At 66.0% G+C, this 26,012-nt stretch carries 26 protein-coding genes and 1 tRNA gene; 13 read left to right on the top strand and 14 right to left on the bottom strand.

Annotated features, from left to right (window positions below; translation table 11 throughout):
• Window positions 1-77: 77 nt before the first annotated feature.
• Together P1L40_RS02110 and P1L40_RS02115 are read left to right on the top strand one after the other, a co-directional pair.
• Window positions 78-872, top strand: coding sequence for an enoyl-CoA hydratase/isomerase family protein (locus P1L40_RS02110; RefSeq protein WP_284009662.1), 795 nt, complete (start codon window positions 78-80; stop codon window positions 870-872).
• Between the two features lie 56 nt (window positions 873-928).
• A complete protein-coding gene (locus P1L40_RS02115) occupies window positions 929-1,441 on the top strand; it encodes a winged helix-turn-helix domain-containing protein (RefSeq protein ID WP_284009663.1) in 513 nt (170 codons plus the stop codon).
• A gap of 33 nt (window positions 1,442-1,474) precedes the next feature.
• Here P1L40_RS02115 and P1L40_RS02120 read toward each other — a convergent pair whose 3' ends face one another.
• Complete coding sequence (locus P1L40_RS02120) at window positions 1,475-1,756, bottom strand: UPF0058 family protein (protein WP_284009664.1); 282 nt, start codon at window positions 1,754-1,756, stop codon at window positions 1,475-1,477.
• 75 nt (window positions 1,757-1,831) lie between these two features.
• The gene (locus P1L40_RS02125; RefSeq protein ID WP_276220921.1) at window positions 1,832-2,047 is read right to left on the bottom strand and encodes a ribbon-helix-helix domain-containing protein; all 216 of its coding nucleotides are present in this window, start codon (window positions 2,045-2,047) and stop codon (window positions 1,832-1,834) included.
• 229 nt (window positions 2,048-2,276) lie between these two features.
• On the opposite strand from P1L40_RS02125, the gene P1L40_RS02130 reads away from it, so the two are divergent.
• Entirely contained in the window at window positions 2,277-3,608 is a 1,332-nt protein-coding gene (locus P1L40_RS02130) for an isochorismate synthase (RefSeq protein ID WP_284009665.1), read from the top strand.
• The gene (menD, locus tag P1L40_RS02135) at window positions 3,605-5,377 is read left to right on the top strand and encodes a 2-succinyl-5-enolpyruvyl-6-hydroxy-3-cyclohexene-1-carboxylic-acid synthase (protein ID WP_284009666.1); all 1,773 of its coding nucleotides are present in this window, start codon (window positions 3,605-3,607) and stop codon (window positions 5,375-5,377) included. Before P1L40_RS02130 ends, menD begins: the two co-directional genes overlap by 4 nt.
• Here menD and P1L40_RS02140 read toward each other — a convergent pair.
• Window positions 5,374-5,826 (bottom strand): UPF0179 family protein, encoded by a 453-nt coding sequence (locus P1L40_RS02140; RefSeq protein WP_284009667.1) that lies wholly within the window; start codon window positions 5,824-5,826, stop codon window positions 5,374-5,376. The genes menD and P1L40_RS02140 overlap by 4 nt on opposite strands.
• Window positions 5,827-5,858: 32 nt before the next feature.
• Entirely contained in the window at window positions 5,859-6,236 is a 378-nt protein-coding gene (locus P1L40_RS02145) for a DUF5820 family protein (RefSeq protein ID WP_284009668.1), read from the bottom strand.
• Window positions 6,237-6,682: 446 nt separating this feature from the next.
• Between P1L40_RS02145 and P1L40_RS02150 the strand changes: the two genes are divergently transcribed.
• From P1L40_RS02150 to P1L40_RS02170, 5 genes are all read left to right on the top strand, one after another.
• On the top strand, window positions 6,683-8,755 hold the full coding sequence (locus P1L40_RS02150; protein WP_284009669.1) for a PrkA family serine protein kinase: 2,073 nt from the start codon (window positions 6,683-6,685) through the stop codon (window positions 8,753-8,755).
• Window positions 8,755-11,037 carry a PrkA family serine protein kinase gene (locus tag P1L40_RS02155; RefSeq protein WP_284009670.1) on the top strand — a complete coding sequence of 761 codons (2,283 nt, stop codon included), beginning with the start codon at window positions 8,755-8,757 and terminating at the stop codon, window positions 11,035-11,037. Before P1L40_RS02150 ends, P1L40_RS02155 begins: the two co-directional genes overlap by 1 nt.
• Entirely contained in the window at window positions 11,028-12,341 is a 1,314-nt protein-coding gene (locus tag P1L40_RS02160) for a YeaH/YhbH family protein (protein WP_284009671.1), read from the top strand. Before P1L40_RS02155 ends, P1L40_RS02160 begins: the two co-directional genes overlap by 10 nt.
• Window positions 12,338-14,371 (top strand): SpoVR family protein, encoded by a 2,034-nt coding sequence (locus P1L40_RS02165; RefSeq protein ID WP_284009672.1) that lies wholly within the window; start codon window positions 12,338-12,340, stop codon window positions 14,369-14,371. Before P1L40_RS02160 ends, P1L40_RS02165 begins: the two co-directional genes overlap by 4 nt.
• Window positions 14,372-14,435: 64 nt before the next feature.
• Window positions 14,436-14,822 (top strand): secondary thiamine-phosphate synthase enzyme YjbQ, encoded by a 387-nt coding sequence (locus P1L40_RS02170; protein WP_284009673.1) that lies wholly within the window; start codon window positions 14,436-14,438, stop codon window positions 14,820-14,822.
• Between the two features lie 22 nt (window positions 14,823-14,844).
• Here P1L40_RS02170 and P1L40_RS02175 read toward each other — a convergent pair whose 3' ends face one another.
• Window positions 14,845-16,824 (bottom strand): AMP-dependent synthetase/ligase, encoded by a 1,980-nt coding sequence (locus tag P1L40_RS02175; protein WP_284009674.1) that lies wholly within the window; start codon window positions 16,822-16,824, stop codon window positions 14,845-14,847.
• Between the two features lie 74 nt (window positions 16,825-16,898).
• On the bottom strand, window positions 16,899-17,297 hold the full coding sequence (locus tag P1L40_RS02180; protein WP_284009675.1) for an Hsp20/alpha crystallin family protein: 399 nt from the start codon (window positions 17,295-17,297) through the stop codon (window positions 16,899-16,901).
• Between the two features lie 178 nt (window positions 17,298-17,475).
• Here P1L40_RS02180 and P1L40_RS02185 point away from each other — a divergent pair, with 178 nt between their 5' ends.
• Window positions 17,476-18,696 carry an FAD-dependent oxidoreductase gene (locus tag P1L40_RS02185; protein WP_284009676.1) on the top strand — a complete coding sequence of 407 codons (1,221 nt, stop codon included), beginning with the start codon at window positions 17,476-17,478 and terminating at the stop codon, window positions 18,694-18,696.
• A 4-nt stretch (window positions 18,697-18,700) separates the two neighbouring features.
• Here the strand turns inward: P1L40_RS02185 and P1L40_RS02190 are convergent, their stop codons facing one another.
• Window positions 18,701-19,270, bottom strand: coding sequence for a response regulator (locus P1L40_RS02190; protein ID WP_284009677.1), 570 nt, complete (start codon window positions 19,268-19,270; stop codon window positions 18,701-18,703).
• Between the two features lie 153 nt (window positions 19,271-19,423).
• Here P1L40_RS02190 and P1L40_RS02195 point away from each other — a divergent pair, with 153 nt between their 5' ends.
• Window positions 19,424-19,837 (top strand): DUF8009 family protein, encoded by a 414-nt coding sequence (locus P1L40_RS02195; protein ID WP_284009678.1) that lies wholly within the window; start codon window positions 19,424-19,426, stop codon window positions 19,835-19,837.
• Window positions 19,838-20,014: 177 nt separating this feature from the next.
• Window positions 20,015-20,257, top strand: coding sequence for a DUF8028 family protein (locus tag P1L40_RS02200; RefSeq protein WP_284009679.1), 243 nt, complete (start codon window positions 20,015-20,017; stop codon window positions 20,255-20,257).
• Window positions 20,258-20,470: 213 nt separating this feature from the next.
• On the opposite strand, the gene P1L40_RS02205 is transcribed toward P1L40_RS02200, so the two are convergent.
• A tRNA-Leu gene (locus tag P1L40_RS02205) sits at window positions 20,471-20,554 on the bottom strand.
• Between the two features lie 91 nt (window positions 20,555-20,645).
• On the opposite strand from P1L40_RS02205, the gene P1L40_RS02210 reads away from it, so the two are divergent.
• Complete coding sequence (locus tag P1L40_RS02210; RefSeq protein WP_284009680.1) at window positions 20,646-20,954, top strand: cyclin family protein; 309 nt, start codon at window positions 20,646-20,648, stop codon at window positions 20,952-20,954.
• A 1-nt stretch (window position 20,955) separates the two neighbouring features.
• Here the strand turns inward: P1L40_RS02210 and P1L40_RS02215 are convergent, their stop codons facing one another.
• The 6 genes from P1L40_RS02215 to P1L40_RS02240 form a co-directional block, all read right to left on the bottom strand.
• A complete protein-coding gene (locus P1L40_RS02215) occupies window positions 20,956-21,444 on the bottom strand; it encodes a phosphopantetheine adenylyltransferase (protein WP_284009681.1) in 489 nt (162 codons plus the stop codon).
• A 70-nt stretch (window positions 21,445-21,514) separates the two neighbouring features.
• On the bottom strand, window positions 21,515-22,036 hold the full coding sequence (locus P1L40_RS02220; protein ID WP_284009682.1) for a helix-turn-helix domain-containing protein: 522 nt from the start codon (window positions 22,034-22,036) through the stop codon (window positions 21,515-21,517).
• Between the two features lie 397 nt (window positions 22,037-22,433).
• Window positions 22,434-23,516, bottom strand: coding sequence for a glutamate--cysteine ligase (locus tag P1L40_RS02225; protein ID WP_284009683.1), 1,083 nt, complete (start codon window positions 23,514-23,516; stop codon window positions 22,434-22,436).
• A 52-nt stretch (window positions 23,517-23,568) separates the two neighbouring features.
• Window positions 23,569-24,195 (bottom strand): fibrillarin-like rRNA/tRNA 2'-O-methyltransferase, encoded by a 627-nt coding sequence (locus P1L40_RS02230; protein WP_284009684.1) that lies wholly within the window; start codon window positions 24,193-24,195, stop codon window positions 23,569-23,571.
• Window positions 24,192-25,037 carry an NOP5/NOP56 family protein gene (locus tag P1L40_RS02235; RefSeq protein WP_284009685.1) on the bottom strand — a complete coding sequence of 282 codons (846 nt, stop codon included), beginning with the start codon at window positions 25,035-25,037 and terminating at the stop codon, window positions 24,192-24,194. The genes P1L40_RS02230 and P1L40_RS02235 overlap by 4 nt, the downstream gene beginning before the upstream one ends.
• 188 nt (window positions 25,038-25,225) lie before the next feature.
• Window positions 25,226-25,933, bottom strand: coding sequence for a DUF8071 domain-containing protein (locus P1L40_RS02240; protein ID WP_284009686.1), 708 nt, complete (start codon window positions 25,931-25,933; stop codon window positions 25,226-25,228).
• Window positions 25,934-26,012: the final 79 nt, after the last annotated feature.

Consider the following 26,012-nt stretch of genomic DNA (forward strand, 5'->3'; position numbering starts at 1 on the left):
CGCCGCCCCTTCAAAAGGTACTACCAAACCACTGTGGGGGCACCAACGTTTTGCCGGCCCCGGTACTCCCCCAGAGTATGTCGACCGACCCAGTACTGTTGGAACTCGCCGACGAGGTCGCCACCGTCACGCTGAACCGCCCGGACGTGCGCAACGCGCTCGCCGAAGACACGGCGCTGGCGCTCGCGGACACGTTCGCCGAGATCGAAGACAGCGACGCCCGCTGTGTCGTCGTCCAGGGGGCCGGCGAGGCGTTCTGTGCCGGCGGGGACATCAGTGCGATGATCGAGGGGGTCGCCAGCGACCACGCGGTCGCCGAGCGCATCGAACTCATCGTCTCGGCGATCAACGGCGCGATCGAGGCCGTCCACGACTGTCGGCTCCCAGTGGTGGCGGCTATCGACGGCCCCGCCTACGGTGCAGGCGCCGGGCTGGCGCTGGCCTGTGACGTGCAACTGGCCAGCCCCGACGCCAAGATCGGCTTTGGCTTCCGGCGGGTCGGCCTGGCGATCGACTCCGGCGTGTCCTACTTCCTGCCCCGCCTCGTCGGCCCGAACAAGGCCAAGGAACTGGTGTTCACCGGCGAACTGCTCGACGCCGACACCGCCCGCGATCTCGGGATCTTCACGCGGCTGTTCGAGGGCGAGGAGTTCGAAGACGGTGTCGACAACATGGTCGCGGAGATCGCGGCCGGCCCGACGGTCGCACTGACCCAGGCCAAGCGACTGCTCGACCGTGGGACCGAACTGTCCTTCGAGCAGGCCCTGGACCGAGAGGCTACTGCTCAGGGGATCGCGTTCACCACGGCCGACCACGAGGAAGGCGCCACCGCGTTCATGGAGCAACGCAGCCCCGAGTTCGAGGGGCGCTGACTGGCTCCGCCACGGACGAGCGAAACGGTCACAATCCTCCACGCTGCAGTCAACGTATGACATCTGAGACGCCCGACTGGGAGTTCAGGGAGCGGGATGTCTACATCCTCCGTGAGCTCGCAGCCGATCCACAGCGCTCCTCGCGGGAGTTGGCGGATATTCTGGACGAAGAGTACGGGATCAGCGTCTCCCACGTGACCGTCAGCGAGTCCATCCGGAAGATGCGCGACGAGGGGGTGTTCAGGGAAGCCATCGTCCCCAACGAGTCGCTGTTCAACTTCGCGCTGTTCGAGTTCAAGTTCAACCCCGAACACTTCGCCGACGCCTGGCACGACGCGATGGTCTCGATCCGGGACGACCGACACACGCTCTTTTACTTCCTCTCGGACGGGACCTACCAGTGGAAGTCGGTGATGATGTTCCCCAGTCGGCAGGCCGAGTCCAAGTGGATCCACGAGTTCTACAAGGAACACGGCGACCTCGTCCAGAACGTCCGGAACTCCGTCATCCACAACGTTCTGAAGTTCCGCACGGATCCGGAGCTGTTCACCGACCTGTCCGCGGAATAGAGAGAAAGAGAGTCTCGACGCAGCCAGCCCCGTCTACAGTTTCCGCTCGGCGTCCTCGGCCAGTTCCTTCATGCGCTTGCCCACACGGCCGGCGTCGGAGAACTCGTCTTCGCTCATCGCGGTCGCGAGGGCGTTCCCGAGGACGAACACGGCGTGTTTGTGCTCGCTTTTCGACTTGTGGACATCGGACGGGCGGACATCGAGTTCGTCGTACTGGTCGAAGAGGCTCGGGTCGACGGAGTCCATCTCGTCGCGGAAGTACTGCATGATCGTCACCATCTGCTCGTGTAACTCCAGAAGCTCGTCTTTGTGCATCGTTGTCTCCTCTATGTGAAGGGACGCGTATAAGAATTACTTGGGAAGAGCTGACAGAGTGTCACGTCCGCGTCGTTAGAAGACGTACTCGTCGTCGTGTCCCATCATCCCGTCCTCTTCGAAGCCCGGTTCCTCCTCCTCGTCCTGTGGCCCGGACGTTTTGTACGCCTTCAACCCGGTCGACAGCAGATCCTCGATGGCCTCCTCGCGGTTGAGGAACTCACCCTGGTCGACGAGTTGAGCGATCTGCATCTCCAGATGCTCCGGGATCGTTATCTCTACCTTTGGCATCGCTCTGTAGGGTGGTTCGAGCAAGTTGTATTTAAACCTGACGGGGGGATGTTACGGAAAGACCCACACTCTGTCTCCGAACCACAACTATTGTTTCCCGTTCGTGGCCGAGAGTTCTCGATACCGATAGGGTGCAGGGGAGCGCTGGACCACGGAGACGGTCGCCCGGTCCCGTCCACAGAGTGGGGTATAGTCAGGCTCAAAGGTACGGAACCCTAACTGCTGGTCGATGGAACCACTGCGTGGTGAGGAAGCGACGGTGGGCGAGACGACAGTCGCCACGCGCGGGTGTCCCGTCGACCACGCGCCAGTCCGAGCGTTTCTGGACACGGACACCAGACCGCGGTTCGCGTGGGCGGCAGGGACGGAAACACTCGCTGCCGCCGGGGCAGCCGCCACGATCACCGCCGACGGGAGTTCACGGTTCGGTGACGTTCGGGCGGCGGCCCGGACCCTGTTCGAGGGGTACGACGCCCCGGCGACGCTCCCGAGTGTCGCCCGACCGCGCCTGTTCGGCGGGTTCGCGTTCCACGACGGGGATCACGACGACTCGCCCTGGGACGGGTTCCCCGGAGCTGGCTTCTTTCTGCCGGCAGTCCAGCTGACGGTCCGGGACGACGACGCCTGGCTGACTGTCACCGCGACGGGGCCGGACGCCGGCCTGACGGCGGACGAACGGCTCGCGGAGTGGCGGACGAGGCTCTCGGCGCTCGCCGACGGTCCGCGGTCCGGGCCGCCAGGAGTCGCCGGCCGGAAGCGGACACCCTCCCAGTCGGCCTGGCGCCGGCAGGTCCGGGCGGCGGTCGAGAAAGTCGACCGCGGCGACCTCCGGAAGGTCGTGCTCGCGCAGGCGCTGCAGGTCTCGCTCGAACGGGATCTCTCGGTCCCGGACGCGCTCGCCCGGTTGGCCGAGACCTACCCGGACTGCTACCGGTTCATGTTCTCCCCGGCCGACGGGGGGACGTTCTTCGGCGCGACACCGGAACGCCTGGTGTCGGTTCGGGGTCGAACGGTCAGGACCGAGGCGCTGGCCGGCTCGACCGGCCGGGGTGACACGCCGGCCGAAGACGAGTGGCTGGCGACGGAGCTCTTAGAGAGCGAGAAAGACCGTCACGAACACCAGTTGGTCGCCGACGCGATCCGCGATCAGCTAGCGCCGTTTGCCACGTCGATCCGGACGGGCGAGCGGACCGTCCGGCGGCTCGCGACGGTCCAGCACCTCCGGACCTCGATCACCGCGGAACTGGACGCCGACGAGCACGTCCTCGACCTCGTCGAGGCGTTACACCCGACCCCAGCCGTGGGTGGGCTTCCCCCGGACGCGGCGCTGCGGACCATCCGCGAGACGGAGGCGTTCGACCGCGGGTGGTACGCCGCTCCGATCGGCTGGCTCGACGGGAGCGGCAACGGGACCTTCGCCGTCGGCATCCGCTCGGCGGTCGCACGGGACCGGACCGCGACGCTGTTTGCCGGGGCCGGCATCGTCTCCGACAGCGACCCCGACCGCGAGTGGGACGAGGTCCAACTCAAGTATCGGCCGATGCTGGACGAACTCGAATGAGCCACCCGAACGTCAACACCCTCTGGGCCGAGACGCTCGTCGCGGAACTGGTCGCCGGCGGCGTCGACGCCGTCTGCGTCTCGCCGGGGAGTCGGTCGACGCCGCTGACGGTGGCGTTCGCTCAGCACCCCGACGTGACCGTCTTCTCGCACCTCGACGAGCGCTCGTCGGCGTTTTTCGCGCTCGGGCGGGCACGACGGACGGGCCGGCCGACGCCGCTGGTCTGTACCTCAGGCACCGCCGCGGCGAACTTCCACCCGGCCGTGATCGAGGCGAACCAGGCCGGGGTTCCGATGCTCGTGCTGACGGCCGACCGACCGCCGGAACTCATCGACAGCGGTGCCAACCAGACCGTCGACCAGGAGAAGCTGTACGGCGACGCCGTCCGGTGGTACCGGGACATGCCCGAACCGGAGGCCGAGCCACGGAAGGTCAGGATGCTCCGGACGACCGCAGCGCGGGCGCTGGCGGCCGCGACCGGTACCGACCCCGGGCCGGTCCACCTCAACTGTCGGTTCCGCAAGCCATTGGAGCCGACGCCGGTGTCGGCAGACGATCCGGCGGCTGTGCCCGACGACTGGGCCGAGACCGGGCTCTCGGCCGACGGTCGGGACGGACCCTTCGTCACGACGAGTCAGGGGGCACCGACGCTCGACGAGGGCGACCGGCGACGGCTGTCCGAGGCGATTGCGGCGGCCGACCGGGGGCTGCTCGTCGCCGGCCCGGCCCACGACGGGCTCTCGGCCGAGGCGCTGCGGGCACTGGCTGACGCCACTGGCTTCCCGGTGCTTGCCGATCCGCTGTCTGACCTCCGTTTTGGCCCCCACGTCGACGAGGTCGACCCGCCGGTGTGTGGCGGCTACGACGCGTATCTCGGGAGCGACGCGGCAGGCGGGTGGCCCGACCCCGACGTGGTCGTCCGCTTTGGCGCCTCGCCGACATCCAAGCCGCTCCGGCAGTACCTCCGGGACGCGGACTGCCGGCAGTTCGTCGTCGACCCGGCGGGGGGCTGGACCGAAGCCGAGTTCACGGCGACCGACCTCCTCGTGGCCGACGAGGACGCGACGGCGCAGGCGGTCGCCGCGGACGTGACGACCGCCCCCGTCGACGGCTGGGCCGAACGGTTCGCCGACGCAGAGGCGACCCACTGGGAGGCCGTCGAGGAGCAACTGACCGAAACCTACTGGGAGGGCGGCGTGCTGGCCGACGTGGCCGCGTCGGCGCCGGACCCGGCGACGGTGTTCGTCTCCAACAGCATGCCCGTCCGGGACCTGGACCGCTTTGCCCGCCCGGGGACCGCAGAGCTAACTGTGCTGGGCAACCGCGGGGCAAGCGGTATCGACGGGATCACCTCGACGGCACTGGGGGCCGGCAGCGCCACGCTGGACCCGCTCGTGCTGGTCACCGGCGACCTGGCGTACTACCACGACATGAACGGGCTGCTGGCGCTGGGGCGCTGTGGCGTCGACGCGACGATCGTCCTCGTGAACAACGACGGCGGCGGCATCTTCCACATGCTCCCGATCGCCGACCACGAGACCTTCGAGTCGCAGTTCCGGACGCCACACGGGCTCGACTTCGCGCCGACGAGCGACCTCTACGACCTCTCGTTCGAGCGGGCACCCGATCGAGCGTCGTTCGTCGCGGCGCTGGAGGAGTCGGTCGGGTCGACGGGCACACAGGTCATCGAGGTGCCGTTCGACGCCGCGAGTAGTCACGCGGTCCGGGACGACCTCGAAACGACCGTCGCCGGCCGACTCGACCGTTAGGCGTCCTCTGGCGGTTCGAACTCCACGAGCGTGAGATCCCGGTCGAGCAGACAGAAGTCGTGTGGCGGGTCGCCGACGATCGAATCGATGCGGTACTCCTCGTCGAAGTCGGCCCCGGCCGGTTCGCAGTACCGGTGGCTCGGGCACTCGGTGTGGGGACAGGGGCCGGCCAGTGTGGCCGCGCTGCCCGCGTAGGCGCCCTTCGTCGGGACGTTCGCCCGGACGGGCGCGGGTTCGACTTCGACCGCCCGGACGCCGTCGTCGTGGACGGCACAGTCTAAGGTCTGGCCGCTCTGTCGGACCTCGGTGATCCGGTACCGGCGTCCCTCCGTGAGGTTGAGACACTGGTCCCGGTACGGACAGCCGGCGCAACCGCTCGCTTCGCCGTGGTAGACGAACTCCTCGCCGACGGACGCGAGCCGAGTGCCGACGAGCGTTACCGTACTCATACCCCTCCGTAGACCACCGGCCGAGTTAAACGTCAGGCACGGCCGGTCCGGTCGTCCAGTTCCGTCAGGTACTCCTCGCGCGGGATCTGGTACAGCGACCGGTAGTCGAGTTCCCCCGCAGCGAACCGGTTGGCGAGGTCGACGGCGCCCTCGACGGCGCTGTCCCGGTCGTCGTACTGATCGGCGTCCCGGTCGACCTCCGGTTCGAGATACAGCGTGACGTACCACGACTCGCCGGCCCGCATCGCCCCGGGCCGCCGGGTCCGTTTCCCGCGGGTGAGATAGATCGTCGGCAGACAGGGCGCGGGGAAGTCGTGGCTGTCGAAGACATCGGGACGGTAAGCCAGGATCACCTTCTCGTCGGTCTCGTTCCAGACCGTCCAGTCCTCGTCGAGTGCCGCGAATCTCATGCCCGGAGGAACGGTCCGACGGGCAATAATCCCGCGGTCGACAGTAGGGGTATTTAAACGACCGGGAACAACCATGCTATATGGTACCACTCCTTCACTTCGCAGTCCCCGTGTTTGCTCGGAAATCGGAGTGAAAAGATGCGGTGTTTTATGGGTTACGGGAACAACCTTTTAAAGTTGAATCACTCATACAATAAATAGTATCGGAAACAGTCACACACTGTCAACCGTTCGCAGACCGGGTGGAGTCGGCCCCGCCTCCCCCAACGACAACTAATGGCATGGTACAACGACTGGCCCACACCCTCGGGCCGAGCGCCGCCCGCTCGCACGCGCATCGAGCACGGCGGGCTGTCTGTTACCGACACGCTACCGCGGGTCACTCCCGTGGCGTCTGGTGGTGCTGACCGATCCACGCAGCCGCGAGACGAACTCACTGTGATAGCATGAGCAAGAACAAAGAGACACTGGAAGCGTTGAGCAAGGAGTACCGGGACACGATACCAGCCGATCTCAGAAAGTCGAGATCGTTCGACTGGTACCTGGAACAGCTGTACGACGAGCCCCGTATCGCCCGGAACGCCCACCAGCGAGTGGCGGACATGTTCGACTACTACGGGACCGAGTACGACGAGGAAGCGGGCGTCGTCGAGTACGAACTCGCCAGTCAGGACCCGCTGAACGACGGGGAGAACACGTTCTACGGGCGCGTGATCCACGAGGCGATCCACGAGTTCGTCAACAAGGTCAAGTCCGGCGCCCGCGGGCTCGGTCCGCAAAAGCGGATCAAACTCCTGTTGGGGCCGGTCGGCTCGGGGAAGTCCGACTTCGACCGCCAGCTCCGTCGGTACTTCGAGGAGTACACCCGGCGGGACGACGGCCGGATGTACACGTTCCGGTGGACGAACCTCTGTGATGTCGTCGGCGACCAGGACCCGGCCGACGACGTAGTTCGGTCCCCGATGAACCAGGACCCGCTCGTGTTGCTCCCCCAGGAGCAACGCGACCGAGTGATCGAGGACATCAACGAGGTGCTGGACGCCCCCTACACCATCCGCAACGAGCAGGCGCTCGATCCGGCCAGCGAGTTCTACATGGACGAGTTGCTGGCCTACTACGACGACGACCTCCAGCGGGTCCTGGAGAACCACGTCGAGATCATCCGCTTCGTCGCCGACGAGAACCGCCGACGCGGGATCGAGACCTTCGAGCCCAAAGACAAGAAGAACCAGGACGAGACCGAGCTGACCGGGGATGTCAACTACTCGAAAATCGCGATCTACGGCGAGAGCGACCCGCGGGCGTTCGACTACTCCGGGGCGTTCTGTAACGCCAACCGCGGCATCTTCTCCGGCGAGGAACTGCTGAAACTCCAGCGGGAGTTCCTCTATGACTTCCTGCACGCCAGTCAGGAGCAGACGATCAAGCCCAAGAACAACCCACGGATCGACATCGACCAGGTCATCGTCGGCCGGACGAACATGCCCGAGTACCGGGACAAGAAAGGCGACGAGAAGATGGAGGCATTTAACGACCGGACCAAACGGATCGACTTCCCGTACGTCCTCCAGTACGAAGAGGAGTCGAAGATCTACCGGAAGATGCTGCGCAACGCAGACCTCCCGGACATCCAGGTCGAACCCCACACCTTAGAGATGGCCGGCCTGTTCGGCGTGTTGACCCGCATCGAGGAACCGGACACCTCCTCGATCGACCTCGTCCAGAAGGCCAAAGCCTACAACGGCGAGATCGACGAGGCCGACGACATCGACGTGAAGAAGCTCCGCGAGGAGGCCGAGAAGACCGCCGACATCGGCGAGGGGATGGACGGCGTCTCCCCGCGGTTCATCGGCGACGAGATCGCCGAGGCGATCATGGACTCGATGCACCGCGACCGGCAGTTCCTCTCGCCGCTGACGACGTTCAACCACCTCGAAGAGAACTTAGAGAACCACGGCTCGATCGCGGCCGAGAACTTCGAGGAGTACTACCGCTACCTCGAACTCGTCCGCGAGGAGTACAAGGAGCGGGCCATCGAGGACGTTCGCCACGCGCTGGCCTACGACATGGACGAGATCCAGCGCCAGGGCGAGAAGTACATGGACCACGTGATGGCCTACATCGACGACGACACCGTCGAGGACGAACTCACCGGCCGCCAGCAGGAACCCGACGAGCAGTTCCTGCGCTCGGTCGAGGAGAAGCTCAACCTCCCCGAGGACCGCAAGGACGACTTCCGCCAGGAGGTCTCGAACTGGGTCTCCCGGCGCGCCCGCGAGGGTGACACCTTCCACCCGCAGGACAACGACCGCCTGCGCCGTGCGCTGGAACGCAAGCTCTGGGAGGACAAGAAACACAACATCAACTTCTCGGCGCTAGTGTCGTCGGGGGAGATGGACGACGACGACCGCAACCAGTGGATCGACGCGCTCATCGAGCAGGGCTACTCCGAGGCCGGCGCCAAGGAGGTCTTAGAGTTCGCCGGCGCCGAGGTCGCAAAGAGCGAAATGGAGGAGTGATGACAGGCGAGGAGTACATCGGCCGGGCGGACGACTCGCTGGATCGGGCCTACGAGGCGCCGATGAGTCTGGCCGAGTACGTCGACCAGCTCTTGGAGTCGCCGGAGCTGGCCGCCCACGCCTCGAAGTACCTGCTGGACGCGATCGAAGCGGCGGGAACCCGCACCGTCATCGAGGAAGGCGAGGAGAAAGAGCGCTATCGGTTCTTCGACGACCCGCACAACGACGGCGAGCACGCGATCCTCGGAAACACCGACGTACTCAACGCCTTCGTCGACGACCTGCGGTCGATCGCCGCGGGACGGGGGAAAGACGAGAAAATCATCTGGCTGGAGGGTCCCACCGCGACCGGGAAGTCCGAACTCAAGCGCTGTCTCATCAACGGCCTGCGCGAGTACTCGAAGACGCCGGCCGGCCGGCGCTACACCCTGGAGTGGAACGTCGCCGGCGCCGGCGGCACCGACTCGGCGCTGACCTACGGGGACCAACCCGTCGAGGACGAGGACGACTGGTACGAGAGCCCCGTCCAGGCCCACCCGCTGACGGTGTTTCCCGACGACGTTCGCCAGGACCTGCTGGCGGCGCTGAACGAGCGCCTGGACGACCACATCCCGATCCGCGTCGACGGCGACCTCGACCCGTTCTCCCGGGAGGCCTACGACTACCTCGAAGAGCAGTACCGCCGGACCGGGACGGCGGACCTGTTCTCGGCGGTGACGGCCCCGACCCACCTCCGGATCAAGAACTTCGTCGTCGACGTTGGCCGGGGCATCGGCGTCCTCCACTCCGAGGACGAGGGCACGCCCAAGGAGCGACTCGTCGGCTCCTGGATGCACGGGATGTTGCGCGAACTGGACTCGCGCGGCCGGAAGAACCCCCAGGCGTTCAGTTACGACGGCGTGCTCTCGCAGGGCAACGGGCTGTTGACCGTCGTCGAGGACGCCGGCCAGCACGCCGACCTGCTCCAGAAGCTCCTGAACGTCCCCGACGAGAGCCACGTCAAGCTGGACAAGGGGATCGGGATGGACATCGACACCCAGCTCATCATCATCTCGAACCCCGACCTCGAGGCACAGTTGAACCAACACGCCGACCGCGAGGGCCAGGACCCGCTGAAGGCGCTCAAACGGCGGCTGGACAAGCGGGAGTTCACGTACCTGACGAACCTCTCGCTGGAAGCCCAGTTGCTCCGACGGGAACTGACTGACGAGACGAGCGTCTGGGACCCCGACTCCTGGGAGGAACTGGAGCGCTGGATTCAGGAGCCACTGACCATCTCCGTCCGGGACGAACTCGCGACGGTGACCGAGAAGGAACTCGCCCCCCACACCGTCGAGGCGGCGGCCCTGTACGCCGTCGTCTCGCGGCTCGACGACCACTCGGTGCCGAACGGACTCGACTTGGTCGACAAGGCGCTGCTGTTCGACCGTGGCTACCTGATGGAGGGCGACGAGCGGGTCGACATCGACGACTACGACCTGAAGACCACCGCACGAGACGGCGACCACGGCATCCCCGTCACCTACGTCCGGGACGTGGTCGCGGACCTGCTCCACGAGACCCAGGACCGTCACCACCCGGACCTCCCGGTCGAACACGTCGTCATGCCCCGTGACGTGCTCAACGCCGTCGCCGAGGGGATGCGCGAGGCGCCGGTGTTCTCGGCCAACGAGGCGAGCGAGTACGAGGAGCGTGTCGTGACTGTCAAGAACTACGTCTTCGGCCGGCAGGAACAGGACGTGCTCGACGCGATGATGCGGGACAAGCGCGTCGACGAGGCGACCGTCGAGGCCTACATCGAGCAGGTCTACGCCTGGGAGTCCGACGAGCAGATCGTCAACGACCGCGGCGAGTACGTCGATCCCAACCCCCTGGAGATGAAGGTCTTCGAGATCGAGCACCTGGGCCGGTTCGACGAGGACAACTACGACGGCAACGAGCCCGACGAGGCCGTCGAGGCGTTCCGCACGGACAAGATCATCACGGCGCTGAACCGCCACGCGTGGCAGCGCCGCGACGAGGAGTTCCAGGTCGGGGATGTCTCGCCGACCGAGATCCCGGTGATCAACACCGTCCTCGGCCGGCACGACTGGGACGATGTCAAGCGGACCTACGAGGACTTCGATCCCCGGCAGTGGGACACCCCACCGTCGGGGACCGAGACGGCCCGACTGAAAGAGAAGACGATCCGGAACATGGCCGAGATGCACGACTACAGCGAGGCGTCGGCTGAACTGACCAGCCGGCACGTCATGAACCAGGTGAGCTACAGATGGGACTGAGAGACGACCTTGAACGGTACCGCGAAGTCGGCGAACAGCGCCGGCAGGACCTCGCCGAGTTCATCCAGTACGGCGATCTCGGCCAGTCACGGGACGACGAGGTCCGGATCCCGATCAAGATCGTCGACCTCCCGGCGTTCGAGTACGACCAGCGCGACAAGGGCGGCGTCGGTCAGGGTGAGGGCGCCCAGCCGGGCGACCCGGTCGGCCAGCCACAGCCCCAGCCCGGCGACGGCGACGAGGACGGCGACCCCGGCGAGGAGGGCGGCGAGCACGAGTACTACGAGATGGACCCCGAGGAGTTCGCCCAGGAACTCGACGAGCAACTCGGGCTGGACCTGGAGCCGAAAGGCAAGAAGGTCGTCGAGGAGACGGAGGGCGACTTCACCGACATGACCCGAACCGGCCCGTCCTCGACGCTGGACTTCGAGCGGCTGTTCAAGAAGGGGCTCAAGCGTAAGCTGGCGATGGAGTTCGACGAGGACTACGTCCGCGAGGCCCTGAAAGTCGACGGCTGGGGGCCACAGTCCGTCTTCGAGTGGGCCCGCGAGAACAACATCCCCGTCTCGAAGGCCTGGATCGAGGACGCCTACGCCGAACTCTCCAGCGACGAGAAGACCGAATACGAGTCCATCGAGGAGATGGAGGAGACCGTCGAGCAGGTGACGACCGCCCAGCGCATCCGCCGGGACGGCGTCGACGAGGTGCCCTTCCGCCGGGAGGACGAGCGCTACCGCTACCCGGAGATCGTCGAAGAGCGAGAGAAGAACGTCGTCGTGGTCAACATCCGGGACGTGTCGGGCTCGATGCGACAGAAGAAACGCGAACTGGTCGAGCGGACGTTCACGCCGCTTGACTGGTATCTCCAGGGCAAGTACGACAACGCCGAGTTCGTCTACATCGCCCACGACGCCGACGCCTGGCAGGTCGACCGCGACGAGTTCTTCGGCATCCGGAGCGGCGGCGGGACCCGTATCTCCAGCGCGTACGAACTGGCCGCCGCGGTCCTCGAAGAGGAGTACCCCTGGAGCGACTGGAACCGCTACGTCTTCGCCGCCGGCGACAGCGAGAACTCCAGCAACGATACCGAGGAGAAGGTGATCCCCCTGATGGAGGAGATCCCGGCGAACCTCCACGCCTACGTGGAGACCCAGCCCAGCGGCAACGCGATCAACGCCACCCACGCCGAGGAGGTCGAACGCAGCTTCCGCGACAGCGACAACGTCGCGGTCGCGTACGTCTCCTCGCCGGAGGACGTGGTCGACGCCATCTACGAGATACTCAGCACGGAGGACGACGAATGAGCACAGACGACCGACTCACCAAACAGCGTATCGCCGCCGACCTCGAACGACACGTCGAGGAGGCCAGCAACCTGGCCGAGAAACTCGGCCTCTCGCCGTACCCGGTCAACTACTGGGTCGTCGACTACGACGAGATGAACGAACTCATCGCCTACGGCGGCTTCCAGCGCCGGTACCCACACTGGCGCTGGGGGATGCAGTACGACCGCCAGCAGAAACAGACCCAGTTCCTCGGCGGGAAGGCCTTCGAGATCGTCAACAACGACGACCCCGCGCACGCCTTCCTCCAGGAGTCCAACACCCTGGCCGACCAGAAGGCGGTCATCACCCACGTCGAGGCCCACGCGGACTTCTTCGCCAACAACGAGTGGTTCCGGATGTTCGCCGACGGCACCACCGGCGGGACCGACGGCGAGCGCCGCGTCCGCAGCCCCGAGGCCGCGGAGATGCTGTCCCGACACGCCGAGACCATCCGGGAGTACATGCAAGACCCCGACATCGAACGGGCCGATGTCGAGCGGTTCATCGATCACGTCCTCTGTCTGGAGGACAACATCGACCAGCACGAGCCGTACGCGCCCGTCGAGACCGGTCCCGAGGAGTTCGAAGAGCTTGAGGGTGTGGCGGTCGCCGATCAGCTCGACGAGTTGGACCTCTCGGACGAGGTCAAGCGCCAGGTGTTCGACGACGAGTGGCTGGACGCCCAGGACGACGACGACGACGGGATCTCGTTCCCCGCCGAACCCGAGAAAGACGTGCTGGGCTTCCTGCGCAGACACGGGATGGCCTACGACGACGAGGCCGAGAAGGCCACGGAGTTCACCGACTGGCAGCGGGAGCTGCTGGAACTGTTACGTCGGGAGGCGTACTACTTCGCCCCCCAGAAGATGACGAAGGTGATGAACGAGGGGTGGGCCAGCTACTGGGAGTCGGTGATGATGACCGACGAGAACTTCGCCGGCGACGACGAGTTCGTCCTCTACGCCGATCACATGTCGAAGGTGCTGGGCTCTGGCGGGCTCAACCCCTACAGTCTGGGGCTGGCGATCTGGCAGTACGTCGAGAACACCGAGAACCGCCGCGACGTGATCGAGCGCCTCCTGCGAACCGAGGGGGTCACCTGGCGCAACTTCCACGATGTCGTCGATTTCACGGCGGTTCAGACGGCTCTCGAACCGCCGGCCTGGCTGACCGACGTGCCGGGCCACCTCGACGACCTGGACCCCGACGACCCCCGCGTCGACGCCGACGGGCTGGCGGCCGCCCGGGCCGGCGAGTTCGACGTGGGGACGTACCCCTGGAAGGTGCTGACCTACGAGGGCCTGTGTGAACGCCACTACTCCCTCGTCCGTCCGCAGAACCGGGGGTTCGTCTCCGCGGTCGGCCAAGAGGAACTGGAGCGTGTCTCGCGGTACCTGTTCGAGCAGGACCGCTACGCCGACATCGAAGCCGCACTGGCCGAGGTCGACTACACGCGCGGCTGGGACCGGATGCGGGAGGTCCGCGAGAGCCACAACGACGTGACGTTCCTGGACGCGTTTCTGACCCAGGAGTTCGTCGACAGCAACGACTACTTCACCTACGAATACACCCAGGCGTCGGGCGACTACCGGGTCACCTCGACGGACCACGAGGACGTGAAGAAGAAACTGATGTTGCAGTTCACCAACTTCGGCAAGCCGACGATCGTCGTCGAGGACGGTAACTACCGCAACCGCAACGAACTCCTGTTGGCCCACCAGTACAACGGCGTCATGCTCGACATCGCGCAAGCCGGGGACGTGCTCGAACGGGTGTTCGAGCTGTGGGGCCGCCCAGTGAACCTCCTGACGATCGTCAAGGAGTTCGACGACCACGATGTCGAGGTGGCCAAACGGCGGGACCGCGAGCCGGAACCGGAGCCGGTCGGCAAACGCATCCGCTACGACGGTGACGGGCTCTCCGTCGAGACGACCGACTGGTCGGAAGTCGAACACCTCACCGCGACGGACATCGACTACGACACCAAGCCTGACGAGTGGCTGGCCTGAACCGACCCCACTCGCCGTCGGTTCTCACAGCAAGATACACACGGACGCGGCGAGAACGTCCGGTATGGGACGCGAACGGTTCACAGTCCAGACGGACGAACACACCACGGTGACCGACATCACCGAGCAGGTCGCCGACGCCCTGCCGCCGGCGGCCGACGGGACCTGTACCGTCTTCGTCAGACACACGACCGTCGGACTCACAGTCAACGAGGCCGAACCACGGCTGCTCGGTGATCTCGCCGACTCGCTCGCCGATCTCGTCGCCGACGAGGGGTGGGACCACGATGCCCTCGACGGAAACGCCGACTCGCACGTCCAGGCGATGCTCGTCGGGCCGGACGTGACGGTCCCGGTCACCGAGGGGTCGCTCGACCTCGGGACGTGGCAGTCGATCCTGCTCGTCGAGTGTGACGGGCCACGGGAACGGGCGGTCGACGTTCGGTACTGAGCCGTTCGGCCCGCTGGACCGATCAGCCGTCGTAACTGTCGCCGTAGATCTCCTGCAGTTTGTCCTCGAAGGCCGTTCGGATGTTGCGCCGTTTCTTCTTCATCGACGGCGTGAGCAGGTCGTTCTCGGCGGTCCACTCGCCGGGGACCAGTTCGAACTGTTTGATCCGCTCGATCTTCTCCAGGTCGGCGTTGCACTCGTCGACGGCGACCTGGACCCACTCGCGGACGCGCTCGTCGGCACACCGCTCGTAGGGATCCTCGGGTAGGTCGATCCCCTCGGCGTCGGCCCACCGTTCTAACTCCTCGAAGTTGGGGACGATGAGCGCCCCGATGAACTTCTGATCGTCGCCGACGACCATCACCTGATCGACGCGGTCGCTGGTCGCGAACATGTCTTCGATGGGCTGTGGCGCGACGTTTTTCCCGGTCGAGAGGACCAGAATCTCCTTGATACGGTCGTGATAGATCAGGTAGTCCTCAGCGGTCCGTTCGACGATATCACCCGTTCGGAACCACCGCTGGCCGTCGATCTCGGTGAACGCGCGTTCGCTGGGGCCCGGCTGCTTCCAGTAGCCGCTGGTGACGTTCGGGCCACGGACGAGGAGTTCGCCGAGTTCGCCGGTCACGTCGTCGAACTGGCTGGCGTCGACCACGTCCGTGTCGATCCGTGTGTCAACGTCGTAGACCGGTACACCCAGCGTCCCCGGTCGGATATCCTCCGGCGGATTAGTGGTGAGCACCGGCGATGTCTCGGTGAGGCCGTACCCCTCCAGGATCGTAAGCTCCATGCCGATGAACGTCTCACAGAGCGTCTTCGAGAGGCTCCCGCCGCCGCTGACCATGAACTCGATGTTGCCCCCCATCTTCTCCTTGACGGTGCTGTAGACGAGCGTATCCGCGAGCCCGTGCTTGGCGTCGAGGACGAACCCGGGGTCGTCGGTCCGAGCGTACTCTCTGGCGACGCCGACGGCCCAGTTGAAGATGCGCTGTTTGATCGGTGACTCGCTGGCCTGCTCGCGCATGCGGTCGAAGATCCGCTCGTACACCCGCGGGACGCTGGCGCCGGTGGTCGGCTGGATCAACTGGATGTCGTCGGCGAGCGTGTCGGGGTCCTCGACGTATCCGACGGTCGCACCGGAAGCGAACATGAAGAAGTGGCCGGCGAGTCGTTCGAAGACGTGTGCCAGCGGGAGAAAGGAGATCGATGTCGAGTCGGCGCCGATGGCCGGGACATCCGGGTGTTTGTCCGGCCGAGGGGCGAGGCGTTTCCGTGACTGGTTGACGTTCGAGCGGAAGTTCCGGTGGGTGAGCCGGACGCCTTTCGGCTGGCCCGTCGTGCCGGACGTGTAGATGAGACTCGCCAGATCGGTCGGCTCGCGGGCCTCGAGCCAGGAACGGTAGGCGGATTCCTCGAACACTTCGGCCCCGCGGTCATGGACCTCGGCGAGCGTGTGGATGTCGTCCCGATCGGTGTCGGCCTCGTCGAGCAGGACGATCCCGTCGAGCGAGAGTTCGGCTTCCACTTCGAGCACGCGGTCGAGAAGAGTGGCGTTCTCGACGATCACGAACGCCGCGTCCGGGTCGTCGAGCAGATACTGGACCTGCTTGGGCGAGGATTCGGTGTAGACGGTCGTGACCACGCCCCCCGCCGAGAGCACTGCGAAGTCCGAGATCGCCCACTCCATCCGCGTCGAGGAAAACAGGCCGACCCGCGTGTCGGGTGTCACACCGAGGTCACGGAGGCCCGCGGCGACGTGTTTGACGATCTCGTGCATCCGTTCGTAGGAGAGGCCGGCGTACTCGCCGTCCGGTGCCGGCGGGACGACATCCCCGGCGAGCGAACGGTCGTACACGCCGCCCTTGTACAGTTGTGCGTCGTCGCCGGCGTTCCGTTCAGCGGTCGCAGCGAACATCTCACCCAGTGTGTCGTCCCCGATGACCTCGTCCGTGTACTCGGCTTCCGCCGCCCGCCACCCTGGCGTCGCCTCGTGACCTACCATGCCCCGCAGTTCGACGGGAAAACGCATATATATGGGGGAATTTCACGGTTCCCCGGTTGTCGACCGTTTCTCGCTCACTCGCCGATCTCGATTTCAGTACCTTCGTGGGTATCGTTCTCGAACGTGAGTCGGACTTCGAGGACACCGTTGCGGTAGCTGGCTGTGACATCGCCGGGGTCGACGTGTTCGGGCAGCGAGACCGTCTCGCTCATCGAACGGCGCCGGGACCCGAGTTCGTCGCTGGCGTCGTTTTCCGCGCCGATGACGAGTCGGTCGTCGTACAGTCGAACGCCGATCTCGTCTTTCTCGAAGCCGGGCATGTCAGCGACGACGACGAGACCGCCGTCGATACGTTCTACCCGAACACCGTCACCGTGTCCGCGTCGGTCGTTCCAGTCCTCGCCGAACATGCTGCGTCGCATCTGCTCGAAGAGTCGGTCCATACTGTCGAAGGAGTTGTAGCGTGGTTGCATCTCGTACTTACAGAGGCGCGCTGTGGAGATAAAGCAGTAGTAATCCGTGATAGCAGGCGGCTATGGATCGCAAGCCGGGGTCGAGCGGCCACCGACGACACGACAGTCGCTTGGAAACCGCGCTGACCGATCGGTACGTGGTCGCCAGACATATGTTCACACAGACCAACAAATACTGATGACACCCAGTACAACCGTTCTCGTCGTCGGTGGCGGAGCCACGGGCACCGGAATCGCCAGAGACCTCGCGTTGCGCGGCGTCGACGTGACCCTGGTCGAACGCGGCGGACTCGCCAGCGGTACCTCGGGGCGATCGCACGGACTCTTACACAGCGGTGCCCGTTACGCCGAGGCCGATCCGGTCGGAGCCGAGGAGTGTCTCGCCGAGAACCGGATCCTGCGGGACATCGCCGGTGACTGTCTCTGCGACTCGAGCGGCCTGTTCCTGCAGTTAGTCGACGACGACGCGGCGTACTTCGACGAGAAGCTCGCCGCGTGTGAGGAGATCGGGATCGAGACCGAGGTGCTTGACGGCGAGCGAGCGCGGTCGCTGGTCCCCGAACTCTCCGCCGATGTCGAACGGGCGATGCGTGTCCCCGACGGTGTCGTCTATCCGTCCCGGTTGGTCGCGGCGAACGCGGCCGACGCGGCGGACCACGGCGCGACGATCCATCCCCACGCCCCCGTCGAAGACATCGCCGTCGAGGACGGCCGGATCGCCAGTGTTCGCCTCGGTGGGACAGTCGAGGAGTCCGTCGCTCCCGAGTTCGTCGTCAACGCCGCCGGCGCCTGGGCGGGGTCGGTGGCCTCGATGGCCGGAGTCGCCGTCGAGATGGCCCCCGCCCGCGGCGTCATGGTGTCCGTCGACTACGACGACCTCGGACCGGTGTTGAACCGCTGTCGCGACCCGGACGACGGCGACATCGTCGTCCCACACGACACCGAGGCGGTCCTCGGAACGACGAGCGTACCGGTCTCGGACCCCGACGAGTACGAGCAGGCACAGTGGGAGGTCGAGCGCTCGGTCGAGGAGTGTGCGAAGATGCTACCCCCCGTCGCCGACGCGACGGTCGTCCGGACCTGGTGGGGTGTCCGGCCGCTGTACGCGCCCGACGAGGCCGAGGGCGACCGCCGAGGCATCTCACGTGGGTTCTTCCGGCTGGACCACACCACCGACGGTGTCGAGAACTTCGTCAGTATCGTCGGTGGGAAGCTGACGACCTACAGACGGATGGCCGAATCGACGACCGACGCGGTCTGTGACCGACTCGGAGTCGCGGAACCCTGCCGGACGGCACAGCGCGAACTGCCCGGCGCGCACGATCCAGAGCTGCTCGACGAGTACGTAACGCGGTACGACGGTCAGGGGCCGACGGACGAGGATGTCGTCGGTCGGTAGCGGCTCAGCCGCCGGGGAACTCCCGGAACACCGACTCGAAGTCGTCGAACTCCTCGACGGATTCGGTGGCCTCTGCCCGAAGGCGTTCGACACGCTGGCTCACCGTGTGATACTCCTCGTGTGCGTCTAGCTCCGCCGAGTTCCGTTGGGATTCGAGCGTCGCTTTCTTCGAGGCCGCAGCGAAGTACTCCTGCATCCGCTCGTCGTAGGTCTCCCGCGTGAGCATCTCCTCGACTTTCGCGTCGAGTTCCTCACGCGTGACCGGCTTCGTGAGGTAGTCGTCGAACGGCATCTCGACGATATCGAAGTCGGGATCGACCGCCGTGACCATCACCACGCGACAGTCCACTCCGCGCTCGTCGATGCGGTCTAACACTTCGTCGCCGGACTTGCCCGGCATCTGCCGGTCGAGGAACACGACATCCACCGTCTCGTCGACCTGCTCGAGCGCCTCGTCGCCGTCGTAGGCGGTGCGCACGTCGTACTCCATCGAGAGCCAGGTCGTGTATAGATCGGCGATATCCTGCTCGTCGTCGACGACAACCACGCTAACGGCCGCTGAATCACCGTTCATGTGCACTGATTCTCCGTCTAGCATCGCTTCGTGCCAGTTTGTCGAACAACCGTCTGACGATAGCATAAATCCATGCCCTCTATTATCATGTCTGATTATCTCACCCGTTCCGACACCGCGCTGTTTTGTGGCTCGCCCCCGTACAGTCGGGCGATGTCCGACGATCCGTCGGTGATCTCGTCGCTCGCGATCCACGCCAAAGATCTGGTCGCGGCGGCAGAGACCACCGCGCGAGACGAGAAGCGAGCGGTGCTGCGGGTGACACCGCCGTTCAGCGGCCGCATGCGTGCCCGCCTCCACGTCGTACAGGGCGACCCTGAACCGGCACCGATCCACCTCGACCCGTGGACGCTGTTGACCGACGACGCGCCGGCGTATCCGCTGGCCGACGACACCGAGGACGAACTCCGGGGGGCTGTCGACGAGACGTACTCGATCGAGCGCCACCGTGACTACCACGAACAGCGCGTCGAGGAGTGGCGGGACGCGGTTCTCGACCACGTCCGGGAGACCGCCACGCTCGCAGACACCGAGACGGCGGTTTCGGTCACCATACTCGGTCCGTAGTGATCGATCGTTGGGAACAGACGAGACGAACCGAGGGGACTTCATAAAACGTCTAAGAATTGCTGCGCCATTCGTGAAACGTCCGCCGTCGAGTCGTTCGTCCGTGAAACGATCCAAAATTCCCCGAAGGCTCTCGCGGTTATATGCGGTGTACCGTCGTACTGTGGGGTAGGTCCCATGTCTAACTCATCGACGAACGAATGGCTCGCCCTCCCCGAAGCATCGCTTACGGACATCCGTGAGTCGATCCTGACGCCCGTGCGCGGAATGGCCTTCTGGACAGCGATCACACTCCCTTTCCTCTATCTCCCGCTGCTCGCGTACGGACTGGAGTCCGCTGCAACCCGGCTGGCCTTCTTGGCCCTCGTCGCCTGTAACGCGGTCGCACTCGTCGTCGGCCACTCCTACTCCCGGTCCTGAATCGTCCCCCAGCGGTCCTGTCCGCACACGCCACCTCGTGTCACCGCTGTGAGCGATGGCGTTCGATCGCTACTCTCCTCCGTGTTCGTGTTTCGCCCGAAAACTCGATCAGTGCGCGGGACCGGATTTGAACCGGCGGAAGAAATGCTCGCTCGCTGCGCGTTCCGTCCGGGGTTCGAATCGGTCCTGCTCTTCGCTCACTTCGGTCGCTCATGCGCGGGACCGGATTTGAACCGGCGGACCCCTACGGGATAGCGTCCTAAGCGCTACGCCTTTTCCTGGCTCGGCAACCCGCGCGCACTTTCCGGTATCGCCGACCGGCGTATCAAGCCTTCGTTTGCGGTCCGGGACACGATGGTTTAGGTACGGTCGGGGAGTAGACGGGGGTATGTATCGAGCCAGCGATCGGGTGGAACAACAGGAGTGGCTCTCGGAGATCGAGACGGTGGCCGACCGGCTCGGGCTCGGGACGCAGGCGCGTTCGCACGCGGTGGATCTCTTTCTGTCGTCGCTCCCCGAACAGGAACGGTCGAAACGGGCGAGTATGGCGACCAGTATCTACGTCGGCGCACTAGTCGCCGGGCAGGAACGATCGCAGACCACAGTCGCAGACGCCACCGATGTCTCTCGGCTGACGATCCAACAGCGCTGGAAGGACGTGCTCGAACGGGCGGGACTGGACGCGCCGTCTTGGTGAGCTACGACGGGGTCTCCCGGCCGTCGCGCTCGGGCGTGGGGTTCCCGTGTTCGTCGATCTCACCGCGGACGATCCGGGTCGAAGAGATCACGTCACCGTCGTCGGCGTAGACGTGGGGGACGACCTCGATTTCGAGGGGGTCGTGGCCCCGCTCCCGGCGAATCTCGTTGATCCGTTTGCCGCCGGTCTCCGTCTCCGGCGAGACGACGAGCACGTCGAACTGTGGCTCGGTCGCGATGCCGGTCGGTTCGGCCAGTTCGCGGATAGTCCAGTTTCGGTCGTGTTCGGCGGCAAGCGCCGCGAGTTCCGCTTCCAGCGCCGACCGTCGCTCCTCGTAAGACCGGATGTGGCGCTCGTCGTGCCGGGTCTTGGGCGCGAGAGCGTCGCTGGTGAGTCCGACAGTGACATCCCCGAGCTCGAACGCGCGCTCGAACAGTGCGCGGTGCCCGTCGTGGATCGGGTCGAACGTCCCCCCCAGCGCGACATTCATACCGACGGGGACGGCGTGACTCGGTTTAGTCGTGTCGACTTTCCCCCTCCGCGTGGGTACGTCTCAGGGGTCAGGCCTCGTCGTCGCCGTCTTCGTCGTCGTCCGGGTCCGCGTCCTCGACGGAGATCGTCACCGGATCGCTGTCGCCGCCGGACTCGGTGTCGGGCAGCGGGCCGCCGTCGGAGTCGAGGTAGTCGTCCAGGTTGAACACGGTGTTGAGCTTCGACTGCACGTCCCCGACGACCGTGTTGACGAGTTCGCTCGGCGCGATAGCGCTGTACTCGTAGGGGTTGTTGCCCGCACCGTCGCTCTCCCGTTTCTCCCGTGTCACGATGTCTTCGTCGTGCAGCGCGGCCAGTGCTTCCCGGACCGTACTCGGGTAGAGGCCGGTCCCCTCGGCAACCTCGTCGCTCGTGCTCCCGGGATGTTTCCGGAGGTTGACGTAGATGCGCGAGCGCGTCTCGGTGTCGAGCAGCCACGACAGCAGGTCGACGAGCCCCTCGTCGAACTGTTCGACGGCCCGATCGGCTTCCTGTTCGATTCGGTTCCGTACCTCGTCTCGGTCTTCCGGAGCGTCGTCGTCAGTCGTCATGCGTTGTCTCTAGGAGGACAAAAGGCGTCGGCGATGAAAAATCCTCGCCTCCTGGTGGGACGTGCCGTATCGGGCGGCCGGACCAATCTGGTTTATTTCATATCTGGTAGTAATTTAGTATATAAATAGCAGTGGTTTTGCCGGCCAGCTATCGGCATTGAGAGCGGTCCTGTGGTATTTTACCACCGTGGTGAGTACTACTGTCTGTCGCATGGCACGCAGGTCGGACAGACCACCGGCGGCGTCCCCATCGCGTCCGCGGCCGACGCGACGCAGGGACGGATCGCCGTGAGTGCCAGTGTGACACTGGACCGGATCACAGAGTGGGTGACCACAACCGACAAAACGTCACCGGGGGGTGACTGGCATCCGTCTCACGTCCGAGCCGCCGACCGTTCTACGGTTCGTCGAGACGAAGCGACTCACTTAGCTCGACGACACTACGTTGTCGAAGCCGTCGCTGTCGGCTCGCACCGCTCTCGGCGTCGGCCAACCGGCGGAGACCATCGACATCGAGGCGATCACATTCACGGTCGACGAGCGTGTCGACGGACAGCGGCTCGGAGCGGTCGGGCACCAGTAACTCGGCGTCTCGGCCGTGTCTGATCGCGCGCCACTTGCTCTCGTCTAACAGCTCCCGGCGCATCTCCGACGTGGACTCGCCGTCGTCGTAGCGGGCGCTCAGGTCCGTCACGAGCGCGTGTGTGTACTCGACGAAGGCCATGACCCGATCCGGGTCGGCCTGTCCGTCCGGCGCCCGTACCTCGACGGTTCCGAGCCCCGAGTGGGGGCGCACGTCGAACCAGAGTTCGCCCCGGTCGTCGATGCCCCCGCTCTCGATCATCCGGCGTTCGTACCGCTGGAAGGCCGCGTAGTCGTCGAACGCCGTCGGCATCCCGGTGTTGGGGAGCCCCTCGAAAATCTTCGCTCGCGCCGACTGGAGCCCGGTGTCGAAGCCGTTCCAGTACGGCGAGTTCGCCGACAGCGCGAGCATCAGCGGGAGGTGCTGGCGGAGTTCGTTGGCGATCCAGACCGCCTTGTCGGCGTCGTCGACACCGACGTGAATGTGCAGTCCCGCCGTCGTGTTCCGGTGTTGTGGGTACTGGATTCGATCTAACTGGGCCCTGTAGCGGGGCTTGTCGGCGTGTTCGAGTTCGCGCCACTTCGCAAGCGGGTGCAGGCCCGCGGCGGCGATCCCGAACCCGTGATCGGTCGCGTGGTCGATCAGGGCGTCCCGGACCGCCGTGAGGTGTTCGCGCGCCCGGCCAGGATCGTCGATGCGGGGCGTCTGTGTCTCGATCACGCACTTGAACAGCTCGTGGTCCAGGCGGTCTTCGAGAATCGCCGGCGGCTCGGACTCGTAGACGAGTTCGTCCGTCCCCGAGGTCGGGCGGCCGTACTCGTCGACGACGTAGAACTCCTCTTCGATACCAAGCGTCCCCTCCCGGGTGAAATTCTCGCGCGACCCCGTCTCGTCCATCGCCTTGGCAATCGGAACCGACGCGCTAAAGTTTTCCGTCACCGGCCGCTCGCTACCGGGGCCGTGCGACGACCCCGAGGTGGTCCTCGTGGTACGGTGCGAGTGGCTCGGTCGAGAGCACCGCGTAGTCCTCGCGGAGTTCGTCGAGGACGCCCTCGAACACGTCCTCGGGGGCCGCGGTAACGTCCTCGCTCCGGGCCTTGATCGCCGCCAGGAGCCGCCCGTCCTCGCCCAGGAACTGTCGGTTGAGCGCGGCCACCCGTGCCTGTCCGCGGGTCGCTACGTCCTGAACGACCACGTCGACGGGCTCGACGACGTGGGCGTAGGTCTCGGGCCGGCGGGCGTCCTTCAGCAACGGGAAGAGGCGGTCCCGCTCCTCGGCGGCCGACAACAGGTCCCGGACCGGCCGGGGCGCGAACTCCACGGCGTAGGTCGGTCCGGCGAAATCGGCGACGTGGCTCACGGTGGTCCCGGCCGCGGCCCCGAGATACAGGGCCGTCTCGCCGCCCACAAGTCCAGTGTCCATCCCCAGTTCGAGCATCGCGCCGAGCTTCGACCGGTGTGGGTCCCACCGGCGCCACTCGCCGTCGGTCGCCTCGCCGTACACCGGCGGGCCGCGCGTCGCCAGTCCCGTCTCGCCGTCGAAGTCGTGTCGCTCGACACCGGTCGGGAGCGTCACTGTTCCTCACCCCGGCGGCTGCGAATCCGCTCGATCCGCTCGTCGAGTTCCGCCTGGAGTTCCGGCCGGCGGTCGCCGCTGTAGTGGTCGATCCGCGCGGCGATCGAGAGTTTCCCCGCCAGCGCGCGGGCGGCCGACCCACGCTCGTCGGGGTGGGTCCCGCGGACGTACTCGTGGGTGAAGATCACGCCGTGTTTCGGTGACGGCGCCGAGCCAGTCAGGTGGGCGAACAGCGCGTCCTCGGCGCCCAGCACCTGGACGGTCCCGCTCGGTTGCTTGGCGAGGGCTTCCAGTCCGCCGGCGAGCGAGACCAGCCGCGCTGCCAGCACCGGCCCGGCCAGCATCGAGAGGTTCGGTGCGACGGCGGGGGCAGCCTGCTCGATGAACGACCGCAGCGAGTCGGCTTCGTCGGCGACTGCGACGGTCCGCTCGGCCAGCGAGACGAGCGCGCTGTCGGTCCCGTCTTCCGGGTCGCGCGCTGCGACCTCGCGGGCGTAGTCGATACCGGCGCCGCTGTCCCCGTAGCGGCTCCCGGCCCACTCGCTGACCCGCTCCGCGAGTTCGTTCGCCGTCCGCTCGCAGTCGGCCATCGCTCTGACGGCGTGGACGAGTTGCTGGTCGTCGGCACCCTCGCGCTCGCGGACGGCCTCGCTGGCTGCGGTCGTCGTCGCCGCGTGCAGCCGTTCGTAGTACTCCTCGCGGTCGGCGGCGAAGCCGGCGTCGACGGCCAGCGTCGGCCAGTCGGCCGGTTCGTCGGCCTGCCCGTCCCTGATCCGTGTGACGGCGGCCGCCCCGTCGTCGGGGTCGAGCCCGACGAACCAGCCGCCAGTGTCCTCGGTCATACGTGGACTCTGGACACAGCGGCGTATAGGTGTCATTGTTCGGGACGCGAGCACACGCGAGGGAGTTTCAGACTGGTCCTCGGAAGGGACCGTCGCAGACGGTGTAAGGGAGGGTGACGGAGGGGTGAAACTGTCCGAGAAGGAAGGCAGCCACAGTCGGATCCGCGAGCGAAGGCTAAGCGTACGACTCAGGAGTGATCGACTGGCGAATGAGGGCCAGAGCGACCGCCCAGCACGGTGACGACGCGGCGGAGGAGTCGCCCGAGGACGAACCCACTGACCGCGAGCGGGAGGCCGAAGCCGAGAGCGAGCAGCAGTGCGACACCGACTGCGTCGGGGAGCGACACGACCTCCGTCCCCCACGAGTAGGTGACGGTCGTCCCGTACCGAGTGACGGCGGCGCCGAACACGGGCGCGCTGACGAGGACGTACGTCGGGAGGAGTCCGGAGTTGATCGCGGCACTGACGGCGGCGAGTGCCACGAGCGCGCCGACGGCGAGGAAGACCGCGACGGCGGGATCGGTGCCGGCCCAGGTGCCACGGACCCACGCCGTGAGCGTCCCGTAGCCGACCGTCGAACCGACCCACCACGCACTAGCTGCCGCCAGTACGGGCGCGAGCAAGAGCGCGAGTATCGACACGTCGGTTCGCTGCCCGACGGCGAACACTCGGACGGGGCCGGTCACGAAGCGTTTTCCGGGCCCGGTAGCGACGCTGGTAGCCTGTTTCCTGCCGGCGGCCAACTTGTTCCGCGTCAGGTGGAGGCTCCGGGCGAGCACGCGTCGGCACACGCGAGACACCGTTCGGAGCGACGTTGCGATCCAGGTCAGCGTGGCGACGAACGCCGCGGCGGCAGTACCGATACCGTTTCGCAGGGGGGACATGTCAGGGGACACACTAGAACTGTCGATCCCCACGGACTTAGTAGTTGTAGATGTGTCGACACCGGACCGAGGCGACAGATCGCGGAGACAG

This window comes from Haloarcula pelagica (assembly GCF_030127105.1).
Lineage (GTDB): Archaea > Halobacteriota > Halobacteria > Halobacteriales > Haloarculaceae > Haloarcula > Haloarcula pelagica.

Excerpts from the sequence above, each read along its gene's own strand:
- P1L40_RS02110 (WP_284009662.1), top strand. The coding sequence starts at position 78 with ATGTCGACCGACCCAGTACTGTTGGAACTCGCCGACGAGGTCGCCACC.
- P1L40_RS02115 (WP_284009663.1), top strand. The coding sequence starts at position 929 with ATGACATCTGAGACGCCCGACTGGGAGTTCAGGGAGCGGGATGTCTAC.
- P1L40_RS02120 (WP_284009664.1), bottom strand. The coding sequence starts at position 1,756 with ATGCACAAAGACGAGCTTCTGGAGTTACACGAGCAGATGGTGACGATC.
- P1L40_RS02125 (WP_276220921.1), bottom strand. The coding sequence starts at position 2,047 with ATGCCAAAGGTAGAGATAACGATCCCGGAGCATCTGGAGATGCAGATC.
- P1L40_RS02130 (WP_284009665.1), top strand. The coding sequence starts at position 2,277 with ATGGAACCACTGCGTGGTGAGGAAGCGACGGTGGGCGAGACGACAGTC.
- menD (WP_284009666.1), top strand. The coding sequence starts at position 3,605 with ATGAGCCACCCGAACGTCAACACCCTCTGGGCCGAGACGCTCGTCGCG.
- P1L40_RS02140 (WP_284009667.1), bottom strand. The coding sequence starts at position 5,826 with ATGAGTACGGTAACGCTCGTCGGCACTCGGCTCGCGTCCGTCGGCGAG.
- P1L40_RS02145 (WP_284009668.1), bottom strand. The coding sequence starts at position 6,236 with ATGAGATTCGCGGCACTCGACGAGGACTGGACGGTCTGGAACGAGACC.
- P1L40_RS02150 (WP_284009669.1), top strand. The coding sequence starts at position 6,683 with ATGAGCAAGAACAAAGAGACACTGGAAGCGTTGAGCAAGGAGTACCGG.
- P1L40_RS02155 (WP_284009670.1), top strand. The coding sequence starts at position 8,755 with ATGACAGGCGAGGAGTACATCGGCCGGGCGGACGACTCGCTGGATCGG.
- P1L40_RS02160 (WP_284009671.1), top strand. The coding sequence starts at position 11,028 with ATGGGACTGAGAGACGACCTTGAACGGTACCGCGAAGTCGGCGAACAG.
- P1L40_RS02165 (WP_284009672.1), top strand. The coding sequence starts at position 12,338 with ATGAGCACAGACGACCGACTCACCAAACAGCGTATCGCCGCCGACCTC.
- P1L40_RS02170 (WP_284009673.1), top strand. The coding sequence starts at position 14,436 with ATGGGACGCGAACGGTTCACAGTCCAGACGGACGAACACACCACGGTG.
- P1L40_RS02175 (WP_284009674.1), bottom strand. The coding sequence starts at position 16,824 with ATGGTAGGTCACGAGGCGACGCCAGGGTGGCGGGCGGCGGAAGCCGAG.
- P1L40_RS02180 (WP_284009675.1), bottom strand. The coding sequence starts at position 17,297 with ATGCAACCACGCTACAACTCCTTCGACAGTATGGACCGACTCTTCGAG.
- P1L40_RS02185 (WP_284009676.1), top strand. The coding sequence starts at position 17,476 with ATGACACCCAGTACAACCGTTCTCGTCGTCGGTGGCGGAGCCACGGGC.
- P1L40_RS02190 (WP_284009677.1), bottom strand. The coding sequence starts at position 19,270 with ATGAACGGTGATTCAGCGGCCGTTAGCGTGGTTGTCGTCGACGACGAG.
- P1L40_RS02195 (WP_284009678.1), top strand. The coding sequence starts at position 19,424 with ATGTCCGACGATCCGTCGGTGATCTCGTCGCTCGCGATCCACGCCAAA.
- P1L40_RS02200 (WP_284009679.1), top strand. The coding sequence starts at position 20,015 with ATGTCTAACTCATCGACGAACGAATGGCTCGCCCTCCCCGAAGCATCG.
- P1L40_RS02210 (WP_284009680.1), top strand. The coding sequence starts at position 20,646 with ATGTATCGAGCCAGCGATCGGGTGGAACAACAGGAGTGGCTCTCGGAG.
- P1L40_RS02215 (WP_284009681.1), bottom strand. The coding sequence starts at position 21,444 with ATGAATGTCGCGCTGGGGGGGACGTTCGACCCGATCCACGACGGGCAC.
- P1L40_RS02220 (WP_284009682.1), bottom strand. The coding sequence starts at position 22,036 with ATGACGACTGACGACGACGCTCCGGAAGACCGAGACGAGGTACGGAAC.
- P1L40_RS02225 (WP_284009683.1), bottom strand. The coding sequence starts at position 23,516 with ATGGACGAGACGGGGTCGCGCGAGAATTTCACCCGGGAGGGGACGCTT.
- P1L40_RS02235 (WP_284009685.1), bottom strand. The coding sequence starts at position 25,037 with ATGACCGAGGACACTGGCGGCTGGTTCGTCGGGCTCGACCCCGACGAC.